This window comes from Aminobacter aganoensis (genome assembly GCF_014206975.1).
Taxonomy (GTDB): domain Bacteria; phylum Pseudomonadota; class Alphaproteobacteria; order Rhizobiales; family Rhizobiaceae; genus Aminobacter; species Aminobacter aganoensis.
Genome location: NZ_JACHOU010000007.1, coordinates 90667 through 112480, shown reverse-complemented (window position 1 = coordinate 112480; position 21814 = coordinate 90667). Strand labels below are relative to the sequence as shown.

The window sequence follows — 21814 nt, the reverse complement described above, 5'->3', positions numbered from 1 at the left end:
CGGGGCAGATGATTTCCGCAGCAGGCGTGCGGTGCGCGGCGGGGCGTACCGGTGTGTTTCTTGGGCTGTTGGCAGGCGCCTTTTTGTCTGCCGGCGCGGCCTTTGCGGCGTCAGAGCCGATGGTCACGGGCGGGCTGACCTCGCAACCGATCGGCCATTACGACTTCTGCCGCCTCAACCCGAGAGAGTGCTCGATCAAGCAGCGCGACACCGGTCCCGAGCAGATGACCGGCGCCCTGTGGCGCAAGATGGTGGCGGTCAACGTCGCCACCAACGCGGCGATCAAGCCGATGAACGACATCGACATCTATGGCCGCGACGAGGTCTGGACCTATCCGGCCAATGGCGAGGGCGACTGCGAGGACTACGTCCTGGAGAAGCGCCGCACGCTGAGCCAGGAAGGCGTCTCGCTGGCGAACCTGCTGATCACCGTCGTGCGCAAGCCCGACGGCGAGGGCCACGCCGTGCTGACCGTGCGCACTTCCAAGGGCGACTTCGTGCTCGACAACCTGACGGACACCGTGCGCCAGTGGGACGAGACCGGCTATCGCTATCTCAAGCGCCAGTCGAGCGAGAACACCGGCCGCTGGGTTTCGATCCGCGAAGGCCAGGAATCGATGGTCGGTTCGGTCAAGTAACCGGTCAGGCAAGCCCTTCAGCCGCGGCGTCGCAAACCCGACGCTGTCTGCGCGATCCAGCCGGGCGTGTTCCAACGTGGCCGATGTCGAGTAAAGACACCTGCTATCGTGGCATGCGGATGCGTTGGCGAAGGAGCAATCTGGATTGTCCGCCTCGGATCATAAGATCCGCATTGTCCCAGGCTCACCGGAATTGCTGCGGCAATTGGAAGAGCGTGACTACTCGTTTCAGGTGGCGCCACCCTTGGCCAGCGCGGATGCGGTTCAGGCTCACGAGCCATCTGAGCAGCCTTACGGTTTCGACGCGCGTTCGATCAGCGGTCTTTTGAGTGGAGCCGACGGCGCCGTGTTCGTGGCCTTGCTGGATGGAATGGCTGTCGGGTTCATCGCGGTCCAGAAATCCTGGAACAGGCTGGCCACAGTCGCGGATCTGGCGGTCGATCGCAGCGCTCGCCGCCGCAAAGTTGGGCGCCGCCTGATGGATGCGGCGGTTGCCTGGGTGCGGGACAAACAACTGCTCAGTATTCGCCTAGAAACGCAGGGCAACAATCTTCCGGCCTGCAGGTTCTATGCAGCCTATGGCTTCCAGCTCGGCGGAATCGATCGATTGCTCTACTTGGCGACGGAAGGCAACGACGCTGCACCGGCGTTGTTCTGGTATCTATTTCTCGATCAGCCGGGTGCCAGGACAGGTCAAGGCAGCCCGTGACAGGGACCGCTCGTTCTTTTAGATGAACGACGAAAGGGGGCTGAAATCGCTCCCGGCCCCTCGCCTATGCCGCCTGGGCCATGCGTTCTGAACCGATGCGGTAGGAGATCGCCTCGGCGAGATGGATGCGGCCGACGGCCTCGCTGGCGTCGAGATCGGCGAGCGTGCGCGCCACCTTGAGGACCCGGTGATAGGCCCGGGCGGAAAAGCCGAGCTTTTCGCTGGCATCGCGCAGCAGCGTCAGCCCGGCGGCATCGGGGATGGCAATGTCCTCGATCAGGCCGGCGGAGCATTGCGCATTGGTGGTGGCACCGGTGACGCCGTGGCGATCCAGCCGCTCGCGCTGGATCGTGCGGGCCCGGGCGACACGCGCCGCGACATCCGCGCTCGCCTCCGACCTGGCCGTTCGGATCAGGTCGGTGGCGGAGACCGAGGGCACCTCGATGCGCAGGTCGATGCGGTCGAGCAGCGGACCGGAGATACGCGCCTGGTAGTCGGACTGGCAGCGTGTGCCGCGCAGGCAGCGGTAGCCGGGTTCGCCGGCCATGCCGCAGCGGCACGGGTTCATCGCCGCGACCAACTGGATCCGGGCCGGATAGGTGATGCGGTGGTTAACGCGCGCGATCATGCATTCGCCGGTTTCAAGCGGCTGGCGCAGCGAATCGAGCACCTGTGGCGAAAACTCGGGGAACTCGTCGAGGAACAGCACGCCGTGATGGGCGAGCGACACTTCGCCCGGCCTCGCCCGCAGGCCGCCGCCGACCATCGCCGCCATCGAGGCCGAGTGGTGCGGTGCGCGGAACGGCCGCCGGTCGGTCAGCTTGCCCTCGGCCAGTTCGCCGGCGACCGAGGCGATCATCGAGACTTCGAGCAGCTCCTTGGGCGACAGCGGCGGCAGGATGGAGGGCAGGCGCGCCGCCAGCATCGACTTGCCGGCGCCGGGCGGGCCGACGAACAGCAGATTGTGGCCGCCGGCGGCCGCCACCTCGAGCGCCCGCCTGGCGCTTTCCTGGCCCTTGATGTCGGCAAGATCGGCGATGCCGGTGGCCGGCGCGTGGATGCCGGCTTCGGGCCGCGACAGCACCTGTGTGCCGCGGAAATGGTTGGCGATCGCAATCAGGCTGCGCGGCGCCAGGATGTCGATTTCGGGGCCGGCCCAGGCGGCTTCCGGCCCGCTGGCGGCCGGGCAGATCAGCCCCTTGCCCTCGGCATTGGCGCCGATGGCGGCTGGCAGCGCGCCGGCGACCGCCGCGATCGTGCCGTCGAGCGACAGTTCGCCAAGCACGACATAGGCTGCGAGCGCGTCGCCCGGCAACGCGCCCAGCGCCGCCATCAGGCCGAGAGCGATGGGCAGGTCGTAGTGGCTGCCCTCCTTGGGCAGGTCGGCGGGAGCGAGATTGACGGTGACCTTCTTGGCCGGCATCGACAGGCCCGAGGCATGCAGCGCCGCCTGCACCCGCTCGCGGCTCTCGGCCACCGCCTTGTCGGGCAGGCCGACGATCTGCATGCCGACCTTGCCCGGCGCGACCATCACCTGCACGTCGACGGGAACCGCCTCGATGCCCTGGAACGCAACAGTGCGCACGCGCGAAACCATGCTGCCCCTCCGCCCGGCCTCCCCTCGCCTGCGCGAACAGGTCGTGGAAGAAGTTGGGCAAGACAAGCATAGATTGCATGGGAACGCAAGAACATTTAGGGAACATATCCGGCGATGCTAGCGCCACAAATCGACCCGGCAAAGCAGCTGGATCGTGCCGGCTGGATAGGGAATATTAAATGCTTGTGCGCGAATATAAGGCGCATCACACGAACAAGGCGATCGACGCTCACCATGCGCCACGGGCTGTCTAAGCGAAAGGTCGGACGGCAGCCGCAGCGCGGCGCGGCCAGGATCGCGCGCCTCGAGGCGCAGCTCGCGGCGCAGGCTGCGCTGATCGAGCAGCAGGCTGCCTCGCTGGCGCACAGCCAGAAGATCTTCGACAGGTCCTCGGCCGCCGCCCGCATCGGCGTCTGGCAATGCAATCTCGCCGATCAGGCGCTGGACTGGACGGACGTCGTCTACGACATCTTCGACCTGCCGCGCGGCTCGGTGCTGGAGCGCAGGGAGATCGTCAAGTGTTATGCGCCGGAGTCGGCGGCGGAGCTGCATGTCAGGCGCAGCAAGGCGATCGAGGACCGCACCGGCTTCGGCCTCGACGCCGAGATCGTCACCGTCAAGGGCAACCGCCGCTGGATACGCATCACCGCTTGCGTCGAGAGCGAGAACGGCGTCGCCGTGCGCATCTTCGGTCTCAAGCAGGACATCACCGAAGAGAAGATCCTCGCCGACCGGATGCGCTACCTCGCCGAGTTCGACGTCATGACCGGGCTCGCCAACCGGGGCCGGTTCCAGTCGACGCTGCAGGAACTGACTGCGTCCGACGCCGGCAAGCCCGCCGTCGGCGCGCTGCTGCTGGTCGATCTCGACGGCTTCAAGCAGATCAACGACACCTTCGGCCACATGGTCGGCGACGAGTGTCTCAAGCAGGTGGCGCGGCGGCTCGAAGCCGCCTGCTGCGGCGCGCAACTCGTATCTCGAATCGGCGGTGACGAGTTCGCTGTGCTGACCGGGCCGCAGCACGGCCTTTCCGCGGTGTCCGAGCTGGCGCGCGCGATCATCGAAAGGCTCGGCGAGCCGATCGATCACTGCGGTGCGCTGCTCAGGCTCGGCGCCTCCGTCGGCATCGCCCTGTTCGAGGCCGGCACGCCATCGGAGCTGCTGGTCAGGGCCGATACCGCGCTCTACCAGGCCAAGGCGGCGGGCCGCAACACCTTCCGTATCTTCAAGCCGAGCGATACGGCCGGCATGCCCGGCCATCGCGCCGCCTGAGGCCCGATCCGTCTCCGCACAGGCTTGTTGCGCGCAAACCCTGCTGATATGGCTGCCCTGGAGATCAAGGCGAGCAGTCGCGACATGAACATGGGCACAGCCAAGTCAGCAGACAGATAGGCCGCAACAACCCCGAGACGTTGTTGCGGCGCCCTGCCCTCTCATCCCTTAAACAAGCGAAGTGGCAGTTCGCCGCCAGATGAAATTCATTTGAGCGGATGCCTGTCATGCCCAATCGAAACTTTTCCACCTGGGGCCATTCCCTGCCGGCGGCGCTGCTGCTGATGGCGCCCTTCGACATCCTGGCCTCGCTGGCCATGGACATCTACCTGCCCGTCGTGCCGCAGATGCCTGCCATCCTCGGCACGACGCCCGGCATCGTCCAGCTGACGCTGAGCCTCTACATGATCGTGCTCGGCCTCGGCCAGGTCTTCTTCGGGCCCGTCTCCGACCGCATCGGCCGCCGCCCCGTGTTGCTCGGCGGCGCGGTGCTGTTCGCCATGGCCTCGTTCCTGCTCGCCGTCACATCGTCTGCGGCGGTCTTCTTAGTCCTGCGCGTGATCCAGGCGCTGGGTGCGTCGGCGGCTCTCGTCGCCACCTTCGCCACGGTGCGCGACGTCTATGCCGAGCGGGCGGAAGGTACAGTCATCTATGGCCTGTTCAGTTCCATGCTGGCCTGCGTGCCGGCGCTCGGCCCGATCGCCGGCGCGCTGGTCGCCGAAAGCCTCGGCTGGCGGGCGATCTTCACGGCGCTGGGCATCCTTGCCCTCGCTGCCGCGCTGAATGCCCTGCCGCGCTGGCACGAGACGCGGCCCAAGGGGGCAACGCAGCCGCGCCCGGCCTTCCGGCAAATCCTGAAGAGTCCCGCTTTTTGGGTCTACACGCTGGGCTTCAGCGCGGCGATGGGCGCGTTCTTCGTCTTCTTCTCGACGGCGCCGCGCGTGCTCATCGACAAGGCCGGCTATTCGCAGCTCGGTTTCAGCCTGGCCTTTGCCACGGCGGCGCTGGCGATGATCGTCACCACGCGCTTCGCCAAATGGTTCGTTGCGCGCTGGGGCATCGCGGGGTGCCTGGCGCGAGGCATGGCGATGCTGATCTTCGGTGCCGCATTGCTGGCCCTCGGCCAGCTGTTCGCCGAACCGTCGTTCTGGACTTTCGTCGTGCCGATGTGGGCGATTTCGGTCGGCATCGTCTTCGCCGGCGCGGTGACGGCGAATGGCGCGCTCGAAGCGTTCGGCGATGCCGCGGGCGCAGCCGTCGCGCTTTATTTCTGCGTCCAGAGCCTGATCGTCGGCATCGTCGGCACGCTGGTCATCGTCATGCTCGGCGGCGACACGGCCTGGCCGCTGGCGGCTTATTGCGCGGTCATGGCGCTGGCGACGCTGGGCGGCCTCAGGCTGCTCGGGAAGCGCTAGCGAGGACGGAGGCGGGCCGATCAGGCCCGCTTCTTCTCCACTGCGTCCCAGAACAGCGCGGCGATGTCGGCGCCGCCGAACTTCTTGACCTCGCGGATGCCGGTCGGCGAGGTCACGTTGATCTCGGTCATGTAGTCGCCGATGACGTCGATGCCGACGAGGATGAAGCCGCGTTCGCGCAGCGACGGGCCGATGCGGGCGCAGATTTCGCGTTCGCGGGCTGTCAACTCTGTTTTCTCGGCGCGGCCGCCGGCATGCATGTTGGAGCGGGCGTCATGCTCGGCCGGCACCCGGTTGATGGCGCCGGCGGGTTCGCCGTCGATCAGGATGATGCGCTTGTCGCCCTTGCGCACGTCCTTGAGGTAGCGCTGGACGATGTAGGGCTCGCGGAACATCTGGCCGAACATTTCGAGCAGCGACGACAGGTTCCTGTCGGCCTCGTGCAGGTGGAAGATGCCGGCGCCGCCATTGCCGTAGAGCGGCTTGACGATGATGTCGCCGAACTCCTTGCGGAAGGCGGTGACTTCTGCCGGGTCCTTGGTGATCAGGGTTTCCGGCATCAGGTCGGCGAATTCGGTGACGAAGATCTTTTCCGGGCTGTTGCGCACCCACGCCGGGTCGTTGACGACCAGCGTCTTCGGATGGATGCGTTCGAGGATGTGGGTGGTGGTGATGTAGTTCATGTCGAAGGGCGGATCCTGGCGCAACAGGATCACGTCCATCTCCGACAGGTCGGTGCGGACCGGCTCGCCGAGGGTGAAATGGTCGCCCTTGACGTCGCGCACGTCCAGCGTCTCGATGCGGGCAAAGACCTTGCCGTCGCGCATCGACAGCCGGTCGGGCGTGTAGTGGTAGAGCTCGTGGCCACGGCGCTGGGCCTCCAGCGACAGCGCGAACGACGTGTCGCCGGCGATGTTGACTGTGGAGATATGGTCCATCTGGACGGCGATCTTGAGCGGCATGGAGGTCTCCGGCGCGGCTGGTCGATGGTGATGGCGCGGACAAGCGGAACCGGCCGCACGCCTGGGTGACGAGGATGTAGCAATTTGGCCGCCTTATGCAATGGCAGGACGGTGTCTTGGCGCTGCGCAATCGCCTGACGCGGCTTTGCAGGAGTACCGCGAAGCGCCGGCGAACCGGGGCCAGGGGCAGGGATTGAAACCGGTTTCGTAAATGACGGATTGAATACAATTCCTAAACGCTTTGCTGCCAGTGTCCTGCAACGATTGCAATCAATGGAAGAACAGAGACCAGGCATGTCACTCGGCGCGAGCTTTTCGGACAGGGACACGGCGGATCTGGCCTTCACCGACGCCTTGACCGGGCTCGGCAATCAGCGCCGGTTCTTCGACAAGGTCGAACGGCTGATCGACGACCGCGCCGAGGACCCGGCACCGTTCACCGTCGGCATCCTCGATCTCGACGGCTTCAAGCCGATCAACGACCTGTTCGGCCATCGGGCCGGCGACGATATCCTGATCCAGGTGGCGATGCGCCTGCGTGCCGCCTGCGACGGCTATTCGGCAGTGGCGCGCATCGGCGCCGACGAATTCGCCTTCCTCTATCCGCTGGTGTTCTCCGAGGATGCGGCCGCCGAAAAGGCCCGCATGCTGATCGAGATACTGTCGGCGCCCTACGATGTCGGCGAGCGCACCGCGCGCCTGTCGGCCTCGGTCGGCTGCTCGCTGTTCCATTCCAGCGACGACACCACCGAGACGCTGGTGCGCAAGGCCGAGACCGCGCTCTACCACGCCAAGCGCTCGGGCCGCGGCCGCGTCGTCGTCTACACCCGCGAGATGGAGGAGGCGGCCAAGCGCGTCACCCGCATCGAGCAGGCGCTGCGCCGCGCCGTAGCGGCCGGCGAGGTCGCGCCGCATTTCCAGCCGATCGTCGACCTCAACAGCCGCCGCACCATCGGTTTCGAGGCGCTGGCCCGCTGGACCGACCGCGATCTCGGCCCGGTGTCGCCGGCCGTGTTCATTCCCATCGCCGAAGAACGCGGCATCATCGGCCCGCTGTCGCAGCTGGTGCTGCGCAAGGCGGCGGAAGCGGCGCGCAGCTGGCCGCAGGACATGTTCCTGTCGTTCAACCTGTCGCCGTCGCAGCTCGTCGACCAGAACACCGGCCTGCACATCCTGTCGATCCTCGAACGCACCGGCTTCGACCCGCGCCGCCTCGAGATCGAGATCACCGAAACCGGCCTGATGACCGATCCGGCTTCGGCCGAAAAGATCGTCGAGGACCTGCGCCGCGTCGGCATCCGCGTGTCGCTCGACGATTTCGGCACCGGCCAGTCGTCGCTCGGCCGCCTGCGCGAATTCCGCTTCGACAAGCTCAAGATCGACCGCGCCTTCGTCGCCTCGATCCTTGAGGACCGGCCGTCCGAGCACATCATCCGCGCCATCCTGGCGATGTGCGAGGGCCTCGGCATGGATGTCGTTGCCGAAGGCATCGAGATGGAAGCCCAGGCCGAGCGGCTGGTGCAGTTCGGCTGTGCCGGCGGGCAGGGCTATCTGTTCGGCCGCCCGGCCGATGCCGACGCGACGCTCGGCTATCTCCGCGAGGCCCATCGCGGCGCGGCCTACGCACGGGCGATCTGAGCAAGGGCAGGGGCTTCGGCGCCCGCTCTGCCGCTTCCGGTTGCAACGTTTCATCGCTTCTTCAATCGTTTGAAAAAGACGTCTCCGGCGGCCGAAAAGCGTTTCCGCTTTGCAGGTCGATGGGCTAATACAGGCGCGCTGCGCGGCCAGCCTTGCCCGGGGGAAAGATCATGATGCCATCGGCACGATTTCCTGATCTCGAAGGTCAGTCGGTGCTCATCACCGGCGGCGGCAGCGGCATTGGCGCCGCGCTGACCGAAGCCTTCGCCCGCCAGGGCGCCAAGGTCGCCTTCATCGACATCGCCCTGCAGCCGAGCCAAGACCTGTGCGACGAGATCGAGCAGGCGACGGGCAACCGGCCGCTCTATCTGCGCGCCGACCTCACCGACATCGCCGAGTTGCGCCGGGCCGTCGGCCGCGCGGAGGAGGAGCATGGGCCGGTGACAGTGCTGGTCAACAACGCCGCCAACGACGTGCGCCACGAGGTGGCGGAGGTCACGCCGGAGAGCTGGGACGACAACCAGGCGGTCAACCTCAGGCCGCACTTCTTCACCATCCAGGCGGTGGCGCCGGGCATGGTCAAGGCCGGCGGCGGCTCGATCGTCAATTTCAGCTCGACCTCCTACATGCTCAACATTGGCGCCATGCCGGCCTATACCGCGGCAAAGGCCGCGATCGTCGGCCTGACCAAGGGCCTCGCCGGCCGCTACGGCCCCGACAACATCAGGGTCAATGCGGTGGCGCCGGGCTGGGTCATCACCGAGCGGCAGCGCGAATTGTGGGTCAGCGAGAAGGCGCTCGAGGCGCACATATCGCGGCAGTGCATCAAGCGCACGATGCTGCCCGAAGACATGGTGGGCACCGTGCTGTTCCTGGCGTCGGACGCATCGAGGATGCTGACGGCGCAAACGCTGATCGTCGATGGAGGTATCCTGTGAGTCCGAAGCCAACAATCGCCGCCGTCGACTGGGGCACCACGCGGATGCGCGTCTGGCTGCTCGACGCGACGGGCGCTGTCGTCGACGAGCGCCGCAGCGACGAAGGCTTGCTCACCGCCCAGCACAAGGGTTTTGCGCCGGTCCTCGACGGTCATCTCGCCAGCATGGGGGCGCCCGCCGACCTGCCGGCCATCGTCTGCGGCATGGCCGGCGCCCGTCAGGGCTGGATCGAGGCGCCCTATGTCGAGGTGCCGGCGTCGCTCGGCGACATCCTGGGCGCCGCGGTGCCGGTCCCCGGTGCCGGCCGTGACGTGCGCATCGTGCCGGGGCTTGCCCAGCGCAAGGAAGGCGCGCCCGACGTGATGCGCGGCGAGGAGACCCAGCTGGCCGGCGTCGCCGCCGAGGTCGGCTCCGGCAGCCATCTCGTCTGCATGCCCGGCACCCACTGCAAATGGGTCGGCGTCGACGACGGCACCGTCGCCGGCTTCGGCACCTGGCCGACCGGCGAGATGTTTTCGGTCTTTGCCCAGCATTCCATCCTGCGCCACTCGCTCGGCGAGAAGCCGGCACCGGTGGCGCCCGACAATGCCGTCTTCCGGGACTGGTGCAATGAGGCGCTGAGCGATGGCGATATCGGCGCCCGCCTGTTCGGCATCCGCGCTGCCGGCCTGTTGTCCGGCCTCGGACAGGCCGATGCCGCAGCCGCCCTGTCGGGCCTTCTGATCGGCGCCGAGATCGCCTCGGCGACACGCCGCTTCGGCAAGCGCGAAACGCCGGTGGTGCTCGTCGGTTCGGGACCGCTCGGCGCGCTTTATGCCGAGGCGCTGACGCTCGGCGGGCTGGCGGTGCGCATCGCCGATGCCGACAAGGCGGTGCTTTCGGGACTGGTGGCCGCGGCGCGGCGCAATGGAATGCTTGCTGAGGGATGACGACATGACTGTAACGGCTCCATTTCCGGAACTTGGCCGCGGCCTCGTCGCCATCCTGCGCGGCCTGAAACCCGAGGAGGCGCTCGACGTCGGCCGCGCCGTCTTCGACGCCGGCATCGAGGCGATCGAGGTGCCGCTCAATTCGCCCGATCCGTTCCGCTCGATCGAGATGTTGGCCAAGGCGCTGCCCACGGCGCTGGTCGGCGGCGGCACGGTGGTGTGGGCCAAGGATGTCGACCGGCTCCACGACGCCGGCGGGCGCCTGCTGGTCAGCCCGAACATCGACGCCGAGGTGATGGGCCGCGCCGGCGTGCACAAGATGGTGACGATGCCAGGCGTCTTCACGCCGACCGACGCTTTCCTCGCCCTCAAGCTCGGCGCTTCGGCGCTGAAGTTCTTCCCCGCAAGCGTGCTCGGCACGGGTGGCATTTCGGCCATTCGCGCCGTGCTGCCCAAGGAGACGCAGGTTGGCGTCGTCGGCGGCGTTTCGGAAGCCGATTTCGACGCCTATGCCAAGGTCGGCGTGCAACTGTTCGGCCTCGGCTCGAGCCTGTACAAGCCGGGCATGGCTGCAGCCGAAGTCGGCGAGCGCGCCCGTGCCGCCGTCGCCGGCTGGGACGCCATCGGCAAGGGAGCCTGACCATGGCCACCGTGATCCTGTCCGACGAAGCCTGCAGCCTGGGCGAGGGGCCGACCTACGATCCGGCCACCGACACGCTCTATTGGTTCGATATTCTGGCCAGCCGGATGCTGGAAAGGAAGCTGTCGGGCGGAGCGACGCGCACCCATCAGCTTGGCGAGATGGCGAGTGCCATCGCCACGATCGACGGCGAGCGCCAGCTGCTGTTGACCGAGACCGGGCTCCATATCCGCGACGCCGCGACCGGCAAGCTGACGCCGCACATGTCGGTGGAGGCCGCCAACACCGGCACGCGCTCCAACGATGCCCGCGTGCACCCTTGCGGTGCGCTGTGGTTCGGCACCATGGGCAAGAACGCAGAGGCCGGCGCGGGCGCCATCTACTGGTATTTCCGTGGCGAGCTCCGGCTGCTGTTTCCCGCGATCAGCATTCCCAACTCGATCTGCTTCAGCGCCGACGGCAAGACCGCCTATTTCGTCGATACCGCCGTCAACCTGCTCTACCGTCTCGACTGCGATGCCGACACCGGCCTGCCGCTGGGCGAGCCGAAGCTGTTCGTCGACCGCCGCGGCGACAAGGGCGGCATCGACGGCTCGGTGGTCGACCGCGACGGCGTGCTGTGGAATGCCTGCTGGGGCGGCGGTCGCCTCGACGCCTATGCGCCCGATGGCAGCCTGCTGCGCAGCGTGCCGGTGCCGGCAGGCCAGGCCACCTGCCCGGCATTTGTCGGCGCCGCGGCGGACCGCTTGGCGGTGACGAGTGCGACTGAAGGTTTGAGCGCCGAGGCGCTGCGGGCCGACCCGCATGCCGGCAAGACCTTCCTGCTCGACGTCGTCGTCAATGGGCGGCACGAGCCGAACGTCCTGGTCTGAGGTCTGTTTGCAAACTCTACCCTGCCGGTCTCGGCAGGCGAGTTATCAAACGGGCCCTGCGCTTTCGTGGCTCGCGCTCCACCTGTCGCCCGAGCAGTGGCAACAGGTCGGTTTTCCGGCATGACGGGTGGATCGGGGATGCCATTGTCGGTTGATGGCGCTGCACGTCTGCTTCGCCATGCCAGCTGGAAGCGTGCCCGATGACTGGACAAGGCCCGACGCTCATTCTCGTCCACGAACCGGAGCGCGCCTGCTTCGACCGGCTGCGGGCCGACGGGTTTTCGGCCCAGGCGGCGACGGAGGTTTCGTCCTATCTGGCGCAGTCGACCGACCTGGCGCCGGAGTTCGATGCGCTCGCCGCAGCCTGCGCGACGCGTGGCCTCGGTTTCCGTGCCGTCGAGCTCGACGACGCTGCCGAGGTCCTGGCGACATGCGACCGCCGCAGCAGCCTGGTGTGGACGCTGACCGACGGCATCGCCTATTTCCGCGGTGGCGCGGCCCCGGCGCTGGCAAGGCTGAATGGCCTGCGAACCATCGGCGCCGACGACAGCCTGTTTGCGCTGTGCCAGGACAAGTTCAGGGCAGGCGCGGTTCTTGCCGCGCTCGACCTGCCCGTGCCGCAGGCAGGCCTTGTGCGCGGCGGCACCTGGCTGGTCGAACCGCCGGCGTCTTCGACGGGCTATTTCGTCAAGCCGAACCGGCTCGGCGCCAAGATCGGCATCTGGGCGGATTCGCGCATCCGCGTGGCGGACGAGGCGCTGGCGCTCGGGCGCAGGGTGTTCGATGCCTATCGTGACGATGTCGTCGTCCAGCCCTATGTCGCCGGGCGCAACGTGCGCGCCAGCTTCCTGGCCATCGATCCCGATGCCGGGCCCGAGGCGCTGGGCATTGTCTTTGTCGATTCAGGCGGCGACTTCCAGACCATGGCGGACAGCATGGCGCTGTACGGCGACACCGGCACCGCGGCCAGGGCCGCCGGGCGCTACAGCGAGCCGGAGCTCGTTCATGTCGATGCGGTGCAGCCGCTCGCTGCCGAAAAGATCAGGCGGATCGCGGCGCGGCTGATGGCCGGGCTCGGCCTGCGCGATGTCTTTTCGCTCGATTTCCGCGTCGAGGCCGACGACACCGTCCACCTCATCGAGTTCGAGGTTTGCCCCGGGCTGCCATGCTTCGATTTCCGGGCCTATTGCCGGGCCGAATGGCACCTCGGCCTCGTCGAGGCGATGGCCGAGACGGCGGCGCGGCGTATCGGCTAGCTTCGTCGGTGCCGCATCGCCGCGCAGGCGTCAGGTGCGCTGCATGCAGACGGAGGTGTGGCCGGACTTGATGAAGCCGATCTGCTGGGCTGCACCCTTGGACAGGTCGAGCACGCGTCCCTTGATGAACGGGCCGCGGTCGTTGATGCGAACCACCACGCTCTTGCCGTTCTTCTGGTTGGTCACCCGGATCTTGGTGCCGAAGGGAAGCGAGCGGTGCGCTGCGGTCATGGCCGATGGATTCATGCGTTCGCCCGAAGCGGTCTTCGAGGTCAGCGCGTACCAGGAAGCCTTGCCGCACTGGGCCGAGGCGGTACCGGTGAAAGCAATCATCATGCCGGCGGCAAGGGTGGCCGCCGCGATCGCGGGCTTGGCGCTCTTCTTCATCTTCTGGTTAATGCTCCGTTGATGCACACACGGAGCGGTTTCACCTCAAATGTGGCAGCGAATGGGGCAAGCTTCGGGCGGTTCCGTGGCGGCTGCACACGTTTGGAGTCTCAAGGTAACAGTTTGTCAGCCAGATTCCGTGATTCTGTAAGGAATTTATTCACAAAATTCGACCTCTTGCCGAGGTGAGCCTCAGATGTCCGTGAATCATGGTGCATGTAACGTGCAGCGATTATTACTTGTGTATACTTTGCCATGCGCCGATCACCGAAGGAAATATCGGTAACGTCCAGAAAATGGTTCGGTTGAATCAATAAGCATTGCACCGGCGGCGGCACCGCCAAAACGGGCGGTTTGCCCCATGTTGCGGAAACCGGTTCCGGCGTGTGTCGACCGTGATCTATGTCGTGCGCCGTGCCTCGTCTTTGCCGCGCATCGCCCGGATGCCCCGCCGCAGGAAAGAGCCCCATCCGCCCGACATGCCCGGCACCGCATGGAAGAATTCCGGGTCGGAGAACAGGCTGGGGTCGTATTCGACCGTCTCAAGTGTTTCGAGCTTTTCCCAGGCCGTAGACCGGTCGCCGGCGACGAGCGTGCGCAGATTGGCGGTCGTCTTGCGGTCGTGGACAAAGGACAATCCCGCATGCTCGGCCATGCGCCGGCGCTCCTCGGCATCGAAGAGCTTGACCAGCTTGTAATGGCGCATCGGCAGCAGCAGCGGGCCGCGCCAGTCGTCGGGCTGGACGTTCGGCTGGTCGGAGTAGCCGAGATCGTGGAAGCCGTGATGGATCCTGATATCCTGGCGGTACTTCACCAGCGGTACCTTGCGCAGCACGTCGACCGTGCCGGCGATGCGGTAGCGCGCATCGATGCAATAGCTGGCGCGCCATCGGTCGCCGAAGGCCCAGCGAACCGACTTATTGCAGCGGTAGGCTGTGCTGTCGCCCTTGCCATCGAGCAGATGGCGATCGAACGCGCGCAGGAAGGATGCCCGTGCCGGGCCGCTCGACAGCTCCAATGCTGCCGGCAGCATGTCGACGAGCATTCCCGGCAGCCAGGACCGGCCCGCGGCTGACGCCGCCACGGTCACGTCCGCCATGGTGGTGCCGAGCGCAGGCGGAACGTCGACGAATTCGTCGGCGTCGACGGTCAGCGCCCATCGACCTTCAGGCAGCACGGCCTTCATCGCGGCCATCAGCCAGGCGCTCTTGCAGGTTCGGTAGTGGCCAACCCTGGGCGTCAGCGTCAGGACATCGCGATAGGGCAGGGTCTCGGCCACCGGCACGGCCGAGTGGTCGTCGATGATGTAGAACGGTCCGCAGCCGATGCCGCGGTAATGCCTGTACCACTCCTCCAGCACGAAGGTGTCGTCCTTGACGCAGGCGAAGACCGGCACCTTGCCGTCGACGAGTTGCGGAAGCGGCCGGCCCGGTTCGCCGAAAAAGCACTGCAGCGTCTCTGCCGGTCCCTGTGCGGCTATGGCATCGCGCACCGCCTGCATGGCTTCGGCGAAATAGCGCTCCTTGCTGTCGGCCTTGCCGGCATTCTTGGCGAAGCTCGATGCGCGGTTGAAGCGCTGCATGGCGCCGAGAAGGCCACAGTCATCGGCATAACCCTTGTTCCTCGGGTTGAGCGGCTTGGTGGCGCGCAGGTCGTCGACAACCAGGTTCTTCACCGCCATGCCTTCGCCGTGCAGGAATCCTGCCGTGGCCTTCGACTTCTGCAGCGCGCCGCCCGGGAGGTGCGAGACGTAGGTGAGATCGGGGTCGGCCCTGAGCGCGGAAAGGATCAGGTCGATCTCGTCGAACTGGCGCGGCAAGGCCCGCTCGTCATACCCGACGGATCGATAGAGATTTGCCGGCAGCGTGACCCTGCCGCAGGTTCCGTCGCCCCAGTGGCCGCTGAAATGATGGATCAGCATCTTGCCGCCATGCTCGGCATGCAGGTCGAGGATCTGCCGTGTCTCGTGCGGCGACACGAAATTGTCGGCGTCGAGGCTGGAATAGATCGCGCCCTCGAGATGGTCGCGGAACACGTTTTTTGCCCGGCCGAAATGCCATGGATCCAGGTGGCCGGCGCGCCTCGGCTTGAGGTATCCGGACGCGATGTCCGCGGCAAAGCTCTCGCGCATCCAGCGGTCCAGCTCATCGTCCCGGTCGAAACTGACGACGACGAACTCCACCAGCGTCTGGAACGGGCGGTTCTGGTCGAGATTTGTCCGCAGGGTCAGCCTGAGGTCATCCGCCCGGTCCTGAACCGGGATGCAGTACGACAGGATCGGTCTCATTGAAAAACTCACGCGCTTGCTTCGGCCGCTCGGGGCCGGTTCGATTCTGCGGTTGTATCGCATAAAAATTTCTACTTGCAATAGGTGTTCAATTGTGGGAAACGGAGCCGCCCCCGCACTTGAGACCTGTTGCCGCTGCCCGGGCGACGCAAACCTGCGGAGCAAGGGCAATGTCCTCGAAATCGATGCCGCGTCTGCGGCTGTGCGTTGCTGCGATCACGCGGCAGCGGCCGATCATGCTCGGCGAGCTTCTCGCCTCATGGACCGCCTGCGAGATGCCACCGTTCACCGATGTCAGCTTCATCGTGGTCGAGAATTCCGCGCAGCCCGATTGTCGCGACATCGTGCTTGGCGCGGCCAAGGGTCTGGAACTCGACTATCGTCTCGAGCCCTGCATCGGCATTCCTTTCGCGCGCAATCGCGCGGTCGAGCATGCGCTGGAATCCGGGGCCGATCTTGTCGCCTTCGTCGATGACGACGAACGCGTCGCCGCGGATTGGCTCGTCGAGCTCGTCGCCGAGTATCGCCGCAGCCGGGCGCTGCTGATCGGCGGTCCGGTGGAGGCGCAGCCGCCGGCGGTTCCGCTGTCGCGGTGGCGCAGGGCGATCTTGCGCGGGGTGCAGCAGCGGTTCCGCCACAAGGCAGCCGTGGCCCGGCGCCAGAGCGCGGCGGGCAGGCCGGAGCGGATCACCATCGTCACCAACAACTGGCTCGCGCAGCGCGATCTGTTCGTGGTCCACCGGCTGCGGTTCGACGAGCGCGATCCGATGTCGGGTGGCAGCGACTCGGCATTCGATCACGAGGTCACGCGCCGTGGACTGGCCAAAGCATGGGCCGACCGGGCCATGGTGTACGAGACGATGCCGCCGTCGCGCCTGACCTTTTCCTACCAGTTCAGGCGCGCCCGCGATCAATCCCTGGCGTCGTTCACCCGCAAGGGAAGGGGCGGCGACCGCAGGGCCGCGTCGATTGCGGTGCTGCTCGCCTTCCGGCTGCTTGCCACAGCCGTCACCGCGCTTACGGTGCCGGTCCGCGGCGGTCCTGGCGTGCTTGCCCTTGCGCGTGCGTCGGGTTGGTCGGCAGGCCGGATACTCGGCCTGCTCGGCTCGCGCTCACGGCTCTATGCGGAGGTCACCGGCGAGTAGCCCGGTAGCGTTGGTGTGATCGTCCGCCGCAACCGGATCCATTGAACTTGTTGCTCTTTTTTGAGATAATGGCGCCAGTGCGAAGAACGCCCGACTGAGGAGTTCGACAGCCACGCACTTGGTCCTCACGGGCGTTTGAGCAGAGAACTCAAATGTAGCCTGAGAGGATTTTGATCATGGCAACGCTCAACGTAATGGGTCCCCTGGGACTGTCGCAACACCGGCGCTGGGAGGACATCGCTTCGATGATCCTCGGCGCCGCGATCATCGTGTCGCCGATGTGGTTCGGCGAAACCGGCATGCCGACCATGATGGCGGTGACGGCGCTCGTCGGCGCCGCGATCGTCGTGCTTTCCGGACTGGAGCAGATCTTCCTGCGGCGCTGGGAGGAAATCCTGGTGCTGTTCTGCGGTGTCTGGATGGTCGTGCAGCCCTTCGTCTTCGAATATGGCGGCGTGCTGCGCAACTGGCATGTCGGCCTCGGCATCGCCGTGGCGGTGCTGGCCGTCCTGGAACTCTGGCAGGACCGCAACCGCAACCTCGAGGCGTGAGCAAGGCGGCCTGGCTGGGGTCCCTCATTCGGCGGGATGGGACCCTTGCCGTAGCCTCACATGCAAAGGGCGCCGACCGGCGCCCTTTGCATGTCTTCGCGCGGCTGACGCCGTGCTGTTCAGCGCCAGCCGATATAGGTGGTGAATTCGGCCATCAGCGTGTCGAAGCGCTCGAGGTTCTGCGACAGGTTGCCGGACGAGACGCCGCCGCCGCAATCGACCAGATAGTCGAAATAGGTGTTGTCCTTTTCGTTGGAGGCACGGCCGGCGACCTTCTTGTTGTTCCAGTCGAGCGCCTTGTCCTGCATCGTCTTGTCGGTCTTGAAACTGCTCTGGAACTGCACGCGCCGGCATTTCTGCGGTTCGCCGTCGCAATTGTAGAAATAGACCCAGAAGTTCATGCCCGAGGCCTTGGAATCGATGACCGGCAGGTTGTCGCTGTCGGTGCCGACCTTGGCCTGGTATCCGGCCTTGGTCATGATGTCCTGGAATTCCGCGACGGTCACGCCTTCGACCACGGTCGGCGCGGCCTGCGGTTTGTCTTCGGCCCTGGCTGCAGTACCGGCAGCGAGGGCCAGGGCACCGGCGAAAAGGGCAAAGCGCAGCATCGGCGTGCTCCTCAAGAGGTTGTGCGAAAAATATTAGCGCAACCTGATATTACCACCGGCATGGGGCCTGCCGGAAGCCGGCCTTTCGGTCGATGATGAAGGGTGTGGCAGGCGCCAAGCGAGGACGAATTGAAGTTGTCGTCGGGGTCAATCGAATTGCGACGCGAACCTCGGGGGAACGGCGCAGATCGAGGTGCCGGTCGCCAGGAATCAAGCATTCCGCAGAAACGAAAAAGCCCGGCTCGTGAGAGCCGGGCTTTGATGTCCTTGAAATTCAAGGGGTCAAGTCGAGGCTTGACCTTGGAAACTGGTGCCCAGAAGAGGACTCGAACCTCCACGCCTCGCGGCACACGGACCTGAACCGTGCGCGTCTACCAATTCCGCCATCTGGGCTGGTGGGCGCTGATGTAAGCGGGCGAAGCGACTGTGTCAACGCGCATTTTCAGCTTTTGCCGACGAATGCCGCGACAGGACCGATTTGTCGCGTTCCGGCATGCCGCATGACGTTGCGGCATGTCTCGCGGCATAGCCGGCGAAGAGGTTGGGAGCCACGAATCGGAGGCTCCCGTGGCGGCTCAGGCCAGCACATCCTTCGAAGCGACAGTCGAATCGGCGTTGAGCTTGTAGACGATCGGCACGCCGGTCCCGAGCTCGAGCTTGACGATGTCCGGGCCCGAAATGCCTTCGAGCGCCATGATCAGCGCGCGCAGCGAATTGCCGTGCGCAGCGACCAGCACCGTGCCGCCGGCAAGCACATGCTTCTGCATATCGTGCATGTAATAGGGCCAGACGCGGGCGCCGGTGTCCTTCAGGCTCTCGCCGCCGGGCGGCGGGGTATCGTAGGAGCGGCGCCAGATATGGACCTGCTCCTCGCCCCACTTTGCGCGGGCGTCGTCCTTGTTGAGGCCGTTGAGGTCGCCATAGTCGCGCTCGTTGAGCGCTGCATTGCGAATGGTCTTGAGGTCGCTCTGGCCGAGCGCGTCGAGGATGTGCTGGCAGGTGGTCTGGGCGCGCGACAGCGCCGAGGTGAAGGCGATGTCGAACTTCAGTCCGCGCGCCTTGAGCTTCTCGCCGGCGGCCTTGGCCTCGGCGTGGCCCTGCTCGGTCAGGCCGGGATCGCGCCAGCCGGTGAACAGGTTCTTCAGGTTCCATTCGCTCTGGCCGTGGCGGACGAGCACGAGAGTACCGGACATTTTAGCTCCCTTGTGGGTGAGGACGGTGGATTGATCTAGAGGCCGAGCACGTCGCGCATCGAATAAAGGCCGGGCTTGCGGCCATGCGCCCACAGCGCCGCCTTGACCGCGCCGCGGGCGAAGATCGTGCGATCCTCGGCCTGATGCGACAGGGTGATGCGCTCGCCGGTGCCGGCGAGGATGACGGAATGGTCGCCGACCACCGAGCCGCCGCGCAGCGTGGCGAAGCCGATGGTGCCCGCCTCGCGCACGCCGGTGTGGCCGTCACGGACGCGGACGCTCCTGTCTGCCAGCGCGATCTTGCGGCCTTCGGCTGCCGCCTCGCCGAGCAGCAGGGCGGTGCCCGACGGCGCGTCGACCTTGTGGCGGTGATGCATTTCCAGCACCTCGATGTCGAAGTCGCTGGGGCCGAGCGCTTGCGCCGCCTTCTCGACGAGGATGGCGAGCAGGTTGACGCCGAGGCTCATATTGCCCGACTTGACGATGGTGGCATGGCGCGCCGCGGCGGCGATCCTGGCATCGTCCTCGGCCGCGCAGCCGGTGGTGCCGATGACATGGGCGATGCGCGCCTGGGCCGCATAGCCGGCGAATTCGACGGTCGCGGCGGGCGCGGTGAAATCGAGCACGCCGTCGGCCTTGGCGAAGGCCGCAAGCGGGTCGTCGGAAATTGCGACATTGATGGTGCCGATGCCGGCAAGTTCGCCCGCATCCTTGCCGAGATAGGGCGAGCCGCTGCGCTCGATGGCGCCGACGACACGGACGCCCTCCATCGTATGGACGGTGCGCAGCAGCACCTGACCCATTCGGCCGGCGGCGCCGACCACAACCAGACCCATGTCGCTCATCGCAAGCTCCCTGCGGCAGCGCCTGCGCGCTGCGCCTCTTCTTTCGTCGTCTCGCCGGTATCGTCCACCAGTCCGAGACTGGCTTCGTCATGCAGGTTGTGGAACCGGGCATAGACGCTGTTGGGGTCGCTCATCAAGCCCGCATGCGTGCCCTGTTCGACCAGCCGGCCCTGCTCGAGCACGACGATATGGTCGGCGCTGACCACGGTCGACAGGCGGTGGGCGATGACGATGGTGGTGCGCCCTTGCGTGGCGGCGGCAAGCGCCTGCTGGACCCGCGCCTCCGACTCGTTGTCGAGCGCCGATGTGGCTTCGTCGAGCAGGAGGATCGGTGCACTGCGCACGAGGGCACGGGCGATCGAGATGCGCTGGCGCTGGCCGCCCGAAAGCGTGGCGCCGCCTTCGCCGATCGGCGTGTCGTAGCCGTCGGGTTGCTGACGGATGAACTCGTCGGCGAAGGCCTGTTCGGCAGCCAACTGGACCTTGTCGTTCGTGGCGTCGGCGCGGCCATAGCGGATGTTGTCGCGGATCGTGCCTTCGAACAGGTAGGGATGCTGCGAGACATAGGCGATCGACTGGCGCAGCGAGCGCTTGGTGACGTGGGCGATGTCTTGCCCGTCGATTTCGATGTGGCCGCCATCGACGTCGTAGAAGCGCTGCAGCAGTGCGACCAGCGTCGACTTGCCGGCTCCCGAGGCGCCGACGATGGCCGTCGTCTTGCCACCCGGAGCAGTGAAGCTCAGATCGTGCAGGACCGGTACGTCCGGCCCGTAGGAGAAGGAGACGGCCTCGAAGCGGATATCGCCCTTGCCGACCTTGATGGCGCCGGCATCGCTCGCGTCTTCCTGGCGCGGTTCGGTGTCGAGGATCTCGTAGATCATGCGGGCGTTGACCAGCGCGCGCTCGAGCCCCACCTGGGTGCGGGCGAGGCGGCGTGCCGGGTCGTAGGCGAGCAGCAGCGCGGTGATGAAGGAAAAGACCGCGCCGGGCGGCTGGGCCCCCATGGTCGAGCGGTAGCCGGCATAGGCGATGACCGCGGCAACGACGACGCCTGCCAGCGTTTCGGAGATCGGCGACAGGCGTTCCGAAACCCGGGCGATCTTGTTGGAGCGCGCCTCGACGTCGTTGACCAGGGTATCCATCTGCTTTGACAGCTGGTCTTCCATGGTGAAGGCCTTGACGATGGCAATGCCCTGGACGGCTTCCTGCACCGCGCCGAACAGCCTCGAATTGACCAGGATGGCGTCGCGGTTGAGCCTGCGCAGCCGCCGCATCAGATGACTGACGAGCAGCACCAGCGGTGGGCCGATCAGGAAGGCGATCATCGACAGCACCGGATCCTGGTAGACCATGACGCCGACCAGCGCGACCAGCGAGACCGCATCGCGGGCGATCGAAGTGACGGTGATGTTGAGCAGGTCGCGCACGCCGCCGACGTTCTGGTTGATCTGCGCGACAAGCTGGGACGACCGCTGGGCCGAGAAGAAGTCCATGCCGAGCTTCATCAGGTGGTCGAAGATGCGGCGCTGGTAGCGGGCGACGAGATTGTTGCCGATCTTGGCGAGTATGACCGCCTGGCCATAGGTGGCGACACCGCGCAGCGCGAAGGACGCGAGGATCGCCAGCGAGATCAGGGCGATGAGGTCGGCGCGCTGGCGGTAGAAGATCTCGTCGATGACGTCGCGCATGACCCAGGCGGTAAAGGCGGTGCTGCCGGCGATGATGAGCAGGAACAGCGCGGCGAGCCCGTATTGCCAGGCGTAGGCGCGGCCATTCTCGGCGGCGACTCGCCGGATCACGCCGACGATCTCGCTGCGCGAGGCCTTAGCCTTTTCCATCTGGGCTGTGGTCAAACAGGTAGTCCTGTCGCTACGCAAAAACTGCGCCCCTCATAGAGCATGACGCCCGCGGGGGAAACCGCCTTTTGGCCGC

The 21814-nt window shown here is 66.3% G+C and carries 20 protein-coding genes and 1 tRNA gene; 12 read left to right on the top strand and 9 right to left on the bottom strand.

The window, feature by feature from the left end; translation table 11 throughout:
- The first annotated feature begins 8 nt into the window (after window positions 1-8).
- Window positions 9-638: a transglutaminase-like cysteine peptidase gene (locus GGR00_RS15655; RefSeq protein ID WP_055982031.1), complete on the top strand. Its 630-nt coding sequence runs from the start codon at window positions 9-11 to the stop codon at window positions 636-638.
- A 145-nt stretch (window positions 639-783) separates the two neighbouring features.
- On the top strand, window positions 784-1347 hold the full coding sequence (locus GGR00_RS15650; protein ID WP_184699940.1) for a GNAT family N-acetyltransferase: 564 nt from the start codon (window positions 784-786) through the stop codon (window positions 1345-1347).
- 64 nt (window positions 1348-1411) lie between these two features.
- Here GGR00_RS15650 and GGR00_RS15645 read toward each other — a convergent pair whose 3' ends face one another.
- Complete coding sequence (locus tag GGR00_RS15645; RefSeq protein ID WP_184699939.1) at window positions 1412-2944, bottom strand: YifB family Mg chelatase-like AAA ATPase; 1533 nt, start codon at window positions 2942-2944, stop codon at window positions 1412-1414.
- Between the two features lie 234 nt (window positions 2945-3178).
- Between GGR00_RS15645 and GGR00_RS15640 the strand changes: the two genes are divergently transcribed.
- Complete coding sequence (locus GGR00_RS15640) at window positions 3179-4216, top strand: diguanylate cyclase domain-containing protein (RefSeq protein WP_184699938.1); 1038 nt, start codon at window positions 3179-3181, stop codon at window positions 4214-4216.
- Window positions 4217-4443: 227 nt separating this feature from the next.
- The gene (cml, locus tag GGR00_RS15635; protein WP_184699937.1) at window positions 4444-5631 is read left to right on the top strand and encodes a CmlA/FloR family chloramphenicol efflux MFS transporter; all 1188 of its coding nucleotides are present in this window, start codon (window positions 4444-4446) and stop codon (window positions 5629-5631) included.
- Between the two features lie 20 nt (window positions 5632-5651).
- Here cml and gshB read toward each other — a convergent pair whose 3' ends face one another.
- Window positions 5652-6593 carry a glutathione synthase gene (gene gshB, locus GGR00_RS15630; protein ID WP_184699936.1) on the bottom strand — a complete coding sequence of 314 codons (942 nt, stop codon included), beginning with the start codon at window positions 6591-6593 and terminating at the stop codon, window positions 5652-5654.
- A 294-nt stretch (window positions 6594-6887) separates the two neighbouring features.
- Here gshB and GGR00_RS15625 point away from each other — a divergent pair, with 294 nt between their 5' ends.
- The 6 genes from GGR00_RS15625 (at window position 6888) to GGR00_RS15600 (ending at window position 12866) form a co-directional block, all read left to right on the top strand.
- Window positions 6888-8231, top strand: coding sequence for a putative bifunctional diguanylate cyclase/phosphodiesterase (locus tag GGR00_RS15625; RefSeq protein ID WP_055982049.1), 1344 nt, complete (start codon window positions 6888-6890; stop codon window positions 8229-8231).
- 170 nt (window positions 8232-8401) lie between these two features.
- The gene (locus GGR00_RS15620; protein WP_184699935.1) at window positions 8402-9169 is read left to right on the top strand and encodes an SDR family NAD(P)-dependent oxidoreductase; all 768 of its coding nucleotides are present in this window, start codon (window positions 8402-8404) and stop codon (window positions 9167-9169) included.
- Window positions 9166-10098, top strand: coding sequence for a 2-dehydro-3-deoxygalactonokinase (locus tag GGR00_RS15615; RefSeq protein ID WP_082496745.1), 933 nt, complete (start codon window positions 9166-9168; stop codon window positions 10096-10098). Before GGR00_RS15620 ends, GGR00_RS15615 begins: the two co-directional genes overlap by 4 nt.
- Window positions 10099-10102: 4 nt before the next feature.
- The gene (locus tag GGR00_RS15610; protein WP_055982338.1) at window positions 10103-10738 is read left to right on the top strand and encodes a 2-dehydro-3-deoxy-6-phosphogalactonate aldolase; all 636 of its coding nucleotides are present in this window, start codon (window positions 10103-10105) and stop codon (window positions 10736-10738) included.
- Between the two features lie 2 nt (window positions 10739-10740).
- Window positions 10741-11610 carry an SMP-30/gluconolactonase/LRE family protein gene (locus GGR00_RS15605; RefSeq protein WP_184699934.1) on the top strand — a complete coding sequence of 290 codons (870 nt, stop codon included), beginning with the start codon at window positions 10741-10743 and terminating at the stop codon, window positions 11608-11610.
- Window positions 11611-11810: 200 nt separating this feature from the next.
- A complete protein-coding gene (locus GGR00_RS15600; protein ID WP_184699933.1) occupies window positions 11811-12866 on the top strand; it encodes a D-alanine--D-alanine ligase family protein in 1056 nt (351 codons plus the stop codon).
- 30 nt (window positions 12867-12896) lie between these two features.
- Here the strand turns inward: GGR00_RS15600 and GGR00_RS15595 are convergent, their stop codons facing one another.
- Together GGR00_RS15595 and GGR00_RS15590 are read right to left on the bottom strand one after the other, a co-directional pair.
- Window positions 12897-13253 carry a septal ring lytic transglycosylase RlpA family protein gene (locus tag GGR00_RS15595; protein ID WP_184699932.1) on the bottom strand — a complete coding sequence of 119 codons (357 nt, stop codon included), beginning with the start codon at window positions 13251-13253 and terminating at the stop codon, window positions 12897-12899.
- Window positions 13254-13653: 400 nt separating this feature from the next.
- A complete protein-coding gene (locus tag GGR00_RS15590; protein WP_184699931.1) occupies window positions 13654-15540 on the bottom strand; it encodes a glycosyltransferase family 2 protein in 1887 nt (628 codons plus the stop codon).
- A 170-nt stretch (window positions 15541-15710) separates the two neighbouring features.
- Here GGR00_RS15590 and GGR00_RS15585 point away from each other — a divergent pair, with 170 nt between their 5' ends.
- Together GGR00_RS15585 and GGR00_RS15580 are read left to right on the top strand one after the other, a co-directional pair.
- Window positions 15711-16685 carry a glycosyltransferase family 2 protein gene (locus tag GGR00_RS15585; RefSeq protein WP_082496747.1) on the top strand — a complete coding sequence of 325 codons (975 nt, stop codon included), beginning with the start codon at window positions 15711-15713 and terminating at the stop codon, window positions 16683-16685.
- A 176-nt stretch (window positions 16686-16861) separates the two neighbouring features.
- Window positions 16862-17236: an SPW repeat domain-containing protein gene (locus GGR00_RS15580; RefSeq protein WP_055982075.1), complete on the top strand. Its 375-nt coding sequence runs from the start codon at window positions 16862-16864 to the stop codon at window positions 17234-17236.
- A gap of 119 nt (window positions 17237-17355) precedes the next feature.
- Here GGR00_RS15580 and GGR00_RS15575 read toward each other — a convergent pair whose 3' ends face one another.
- The 5 genes from GGR00_RS15575 to GGR00_RS15555 all read right to left on the bottom strand — a co-directional run bounded on the left by GGR00_RS15575 (window position 17356) and on the right by GGR00_RS15555 (window position 21720).
- Window positions 17356-17844 (bottom strand): YbjN domain-containing protein, encoded by a 489-nt coding sequence (locus tag GGR00_RS15575; protein WP_055982078.1) that lies wholly within the window; start codon window positions 17842-17844, stop codon window positions 17356-17358.
- A 308-nt stretch (window positions 17845-18152) separates the two neighbouring features.
- Window positions 18153-18237, bottom strand: a tRNA-Leu gene (locus tag GGR00_RS15570).
- Between the two features lie 182 nt (window positions 18238-18419).
- A complete protein-coding gene (locus GGR00_RS15565; RefSeq protein WP_055982081.1) occupies window positions 18420-19037 on the bottom strand; it encodes a 2,3-bisphosphoglycerate-dependent phosphoglycerate mutase in 618 nt (205 codons plus the stop codon).
- Between the two features lie 35 nt (window positions 19038-19072).
- Entirely contained in the window at window positions 19073-19882 is an 810-nt protein-coding gene (dapB, locus tag GGR00_RS15560) for a 4-hydroxy-tetrahydrodipicolinate reductase (protein ID WP_055982083.1), read from the bottom strand.
- Window positions 19879-21720, bottom strand: coding sequence for an ABC transporter ATP-binding protein (locus GGR00_RS15555; protein WP_184699986.1), 1842 nt, complete (start codon window positions 21718-21720; stop codon window positions 19879-19881). The genes dapB and GGR00_RS15555 overlap by 4 nt, the downstream gene beginning before the upstream one ends.
- Window positions 21721-21814 lie beyond the last annotated feature (94 nt).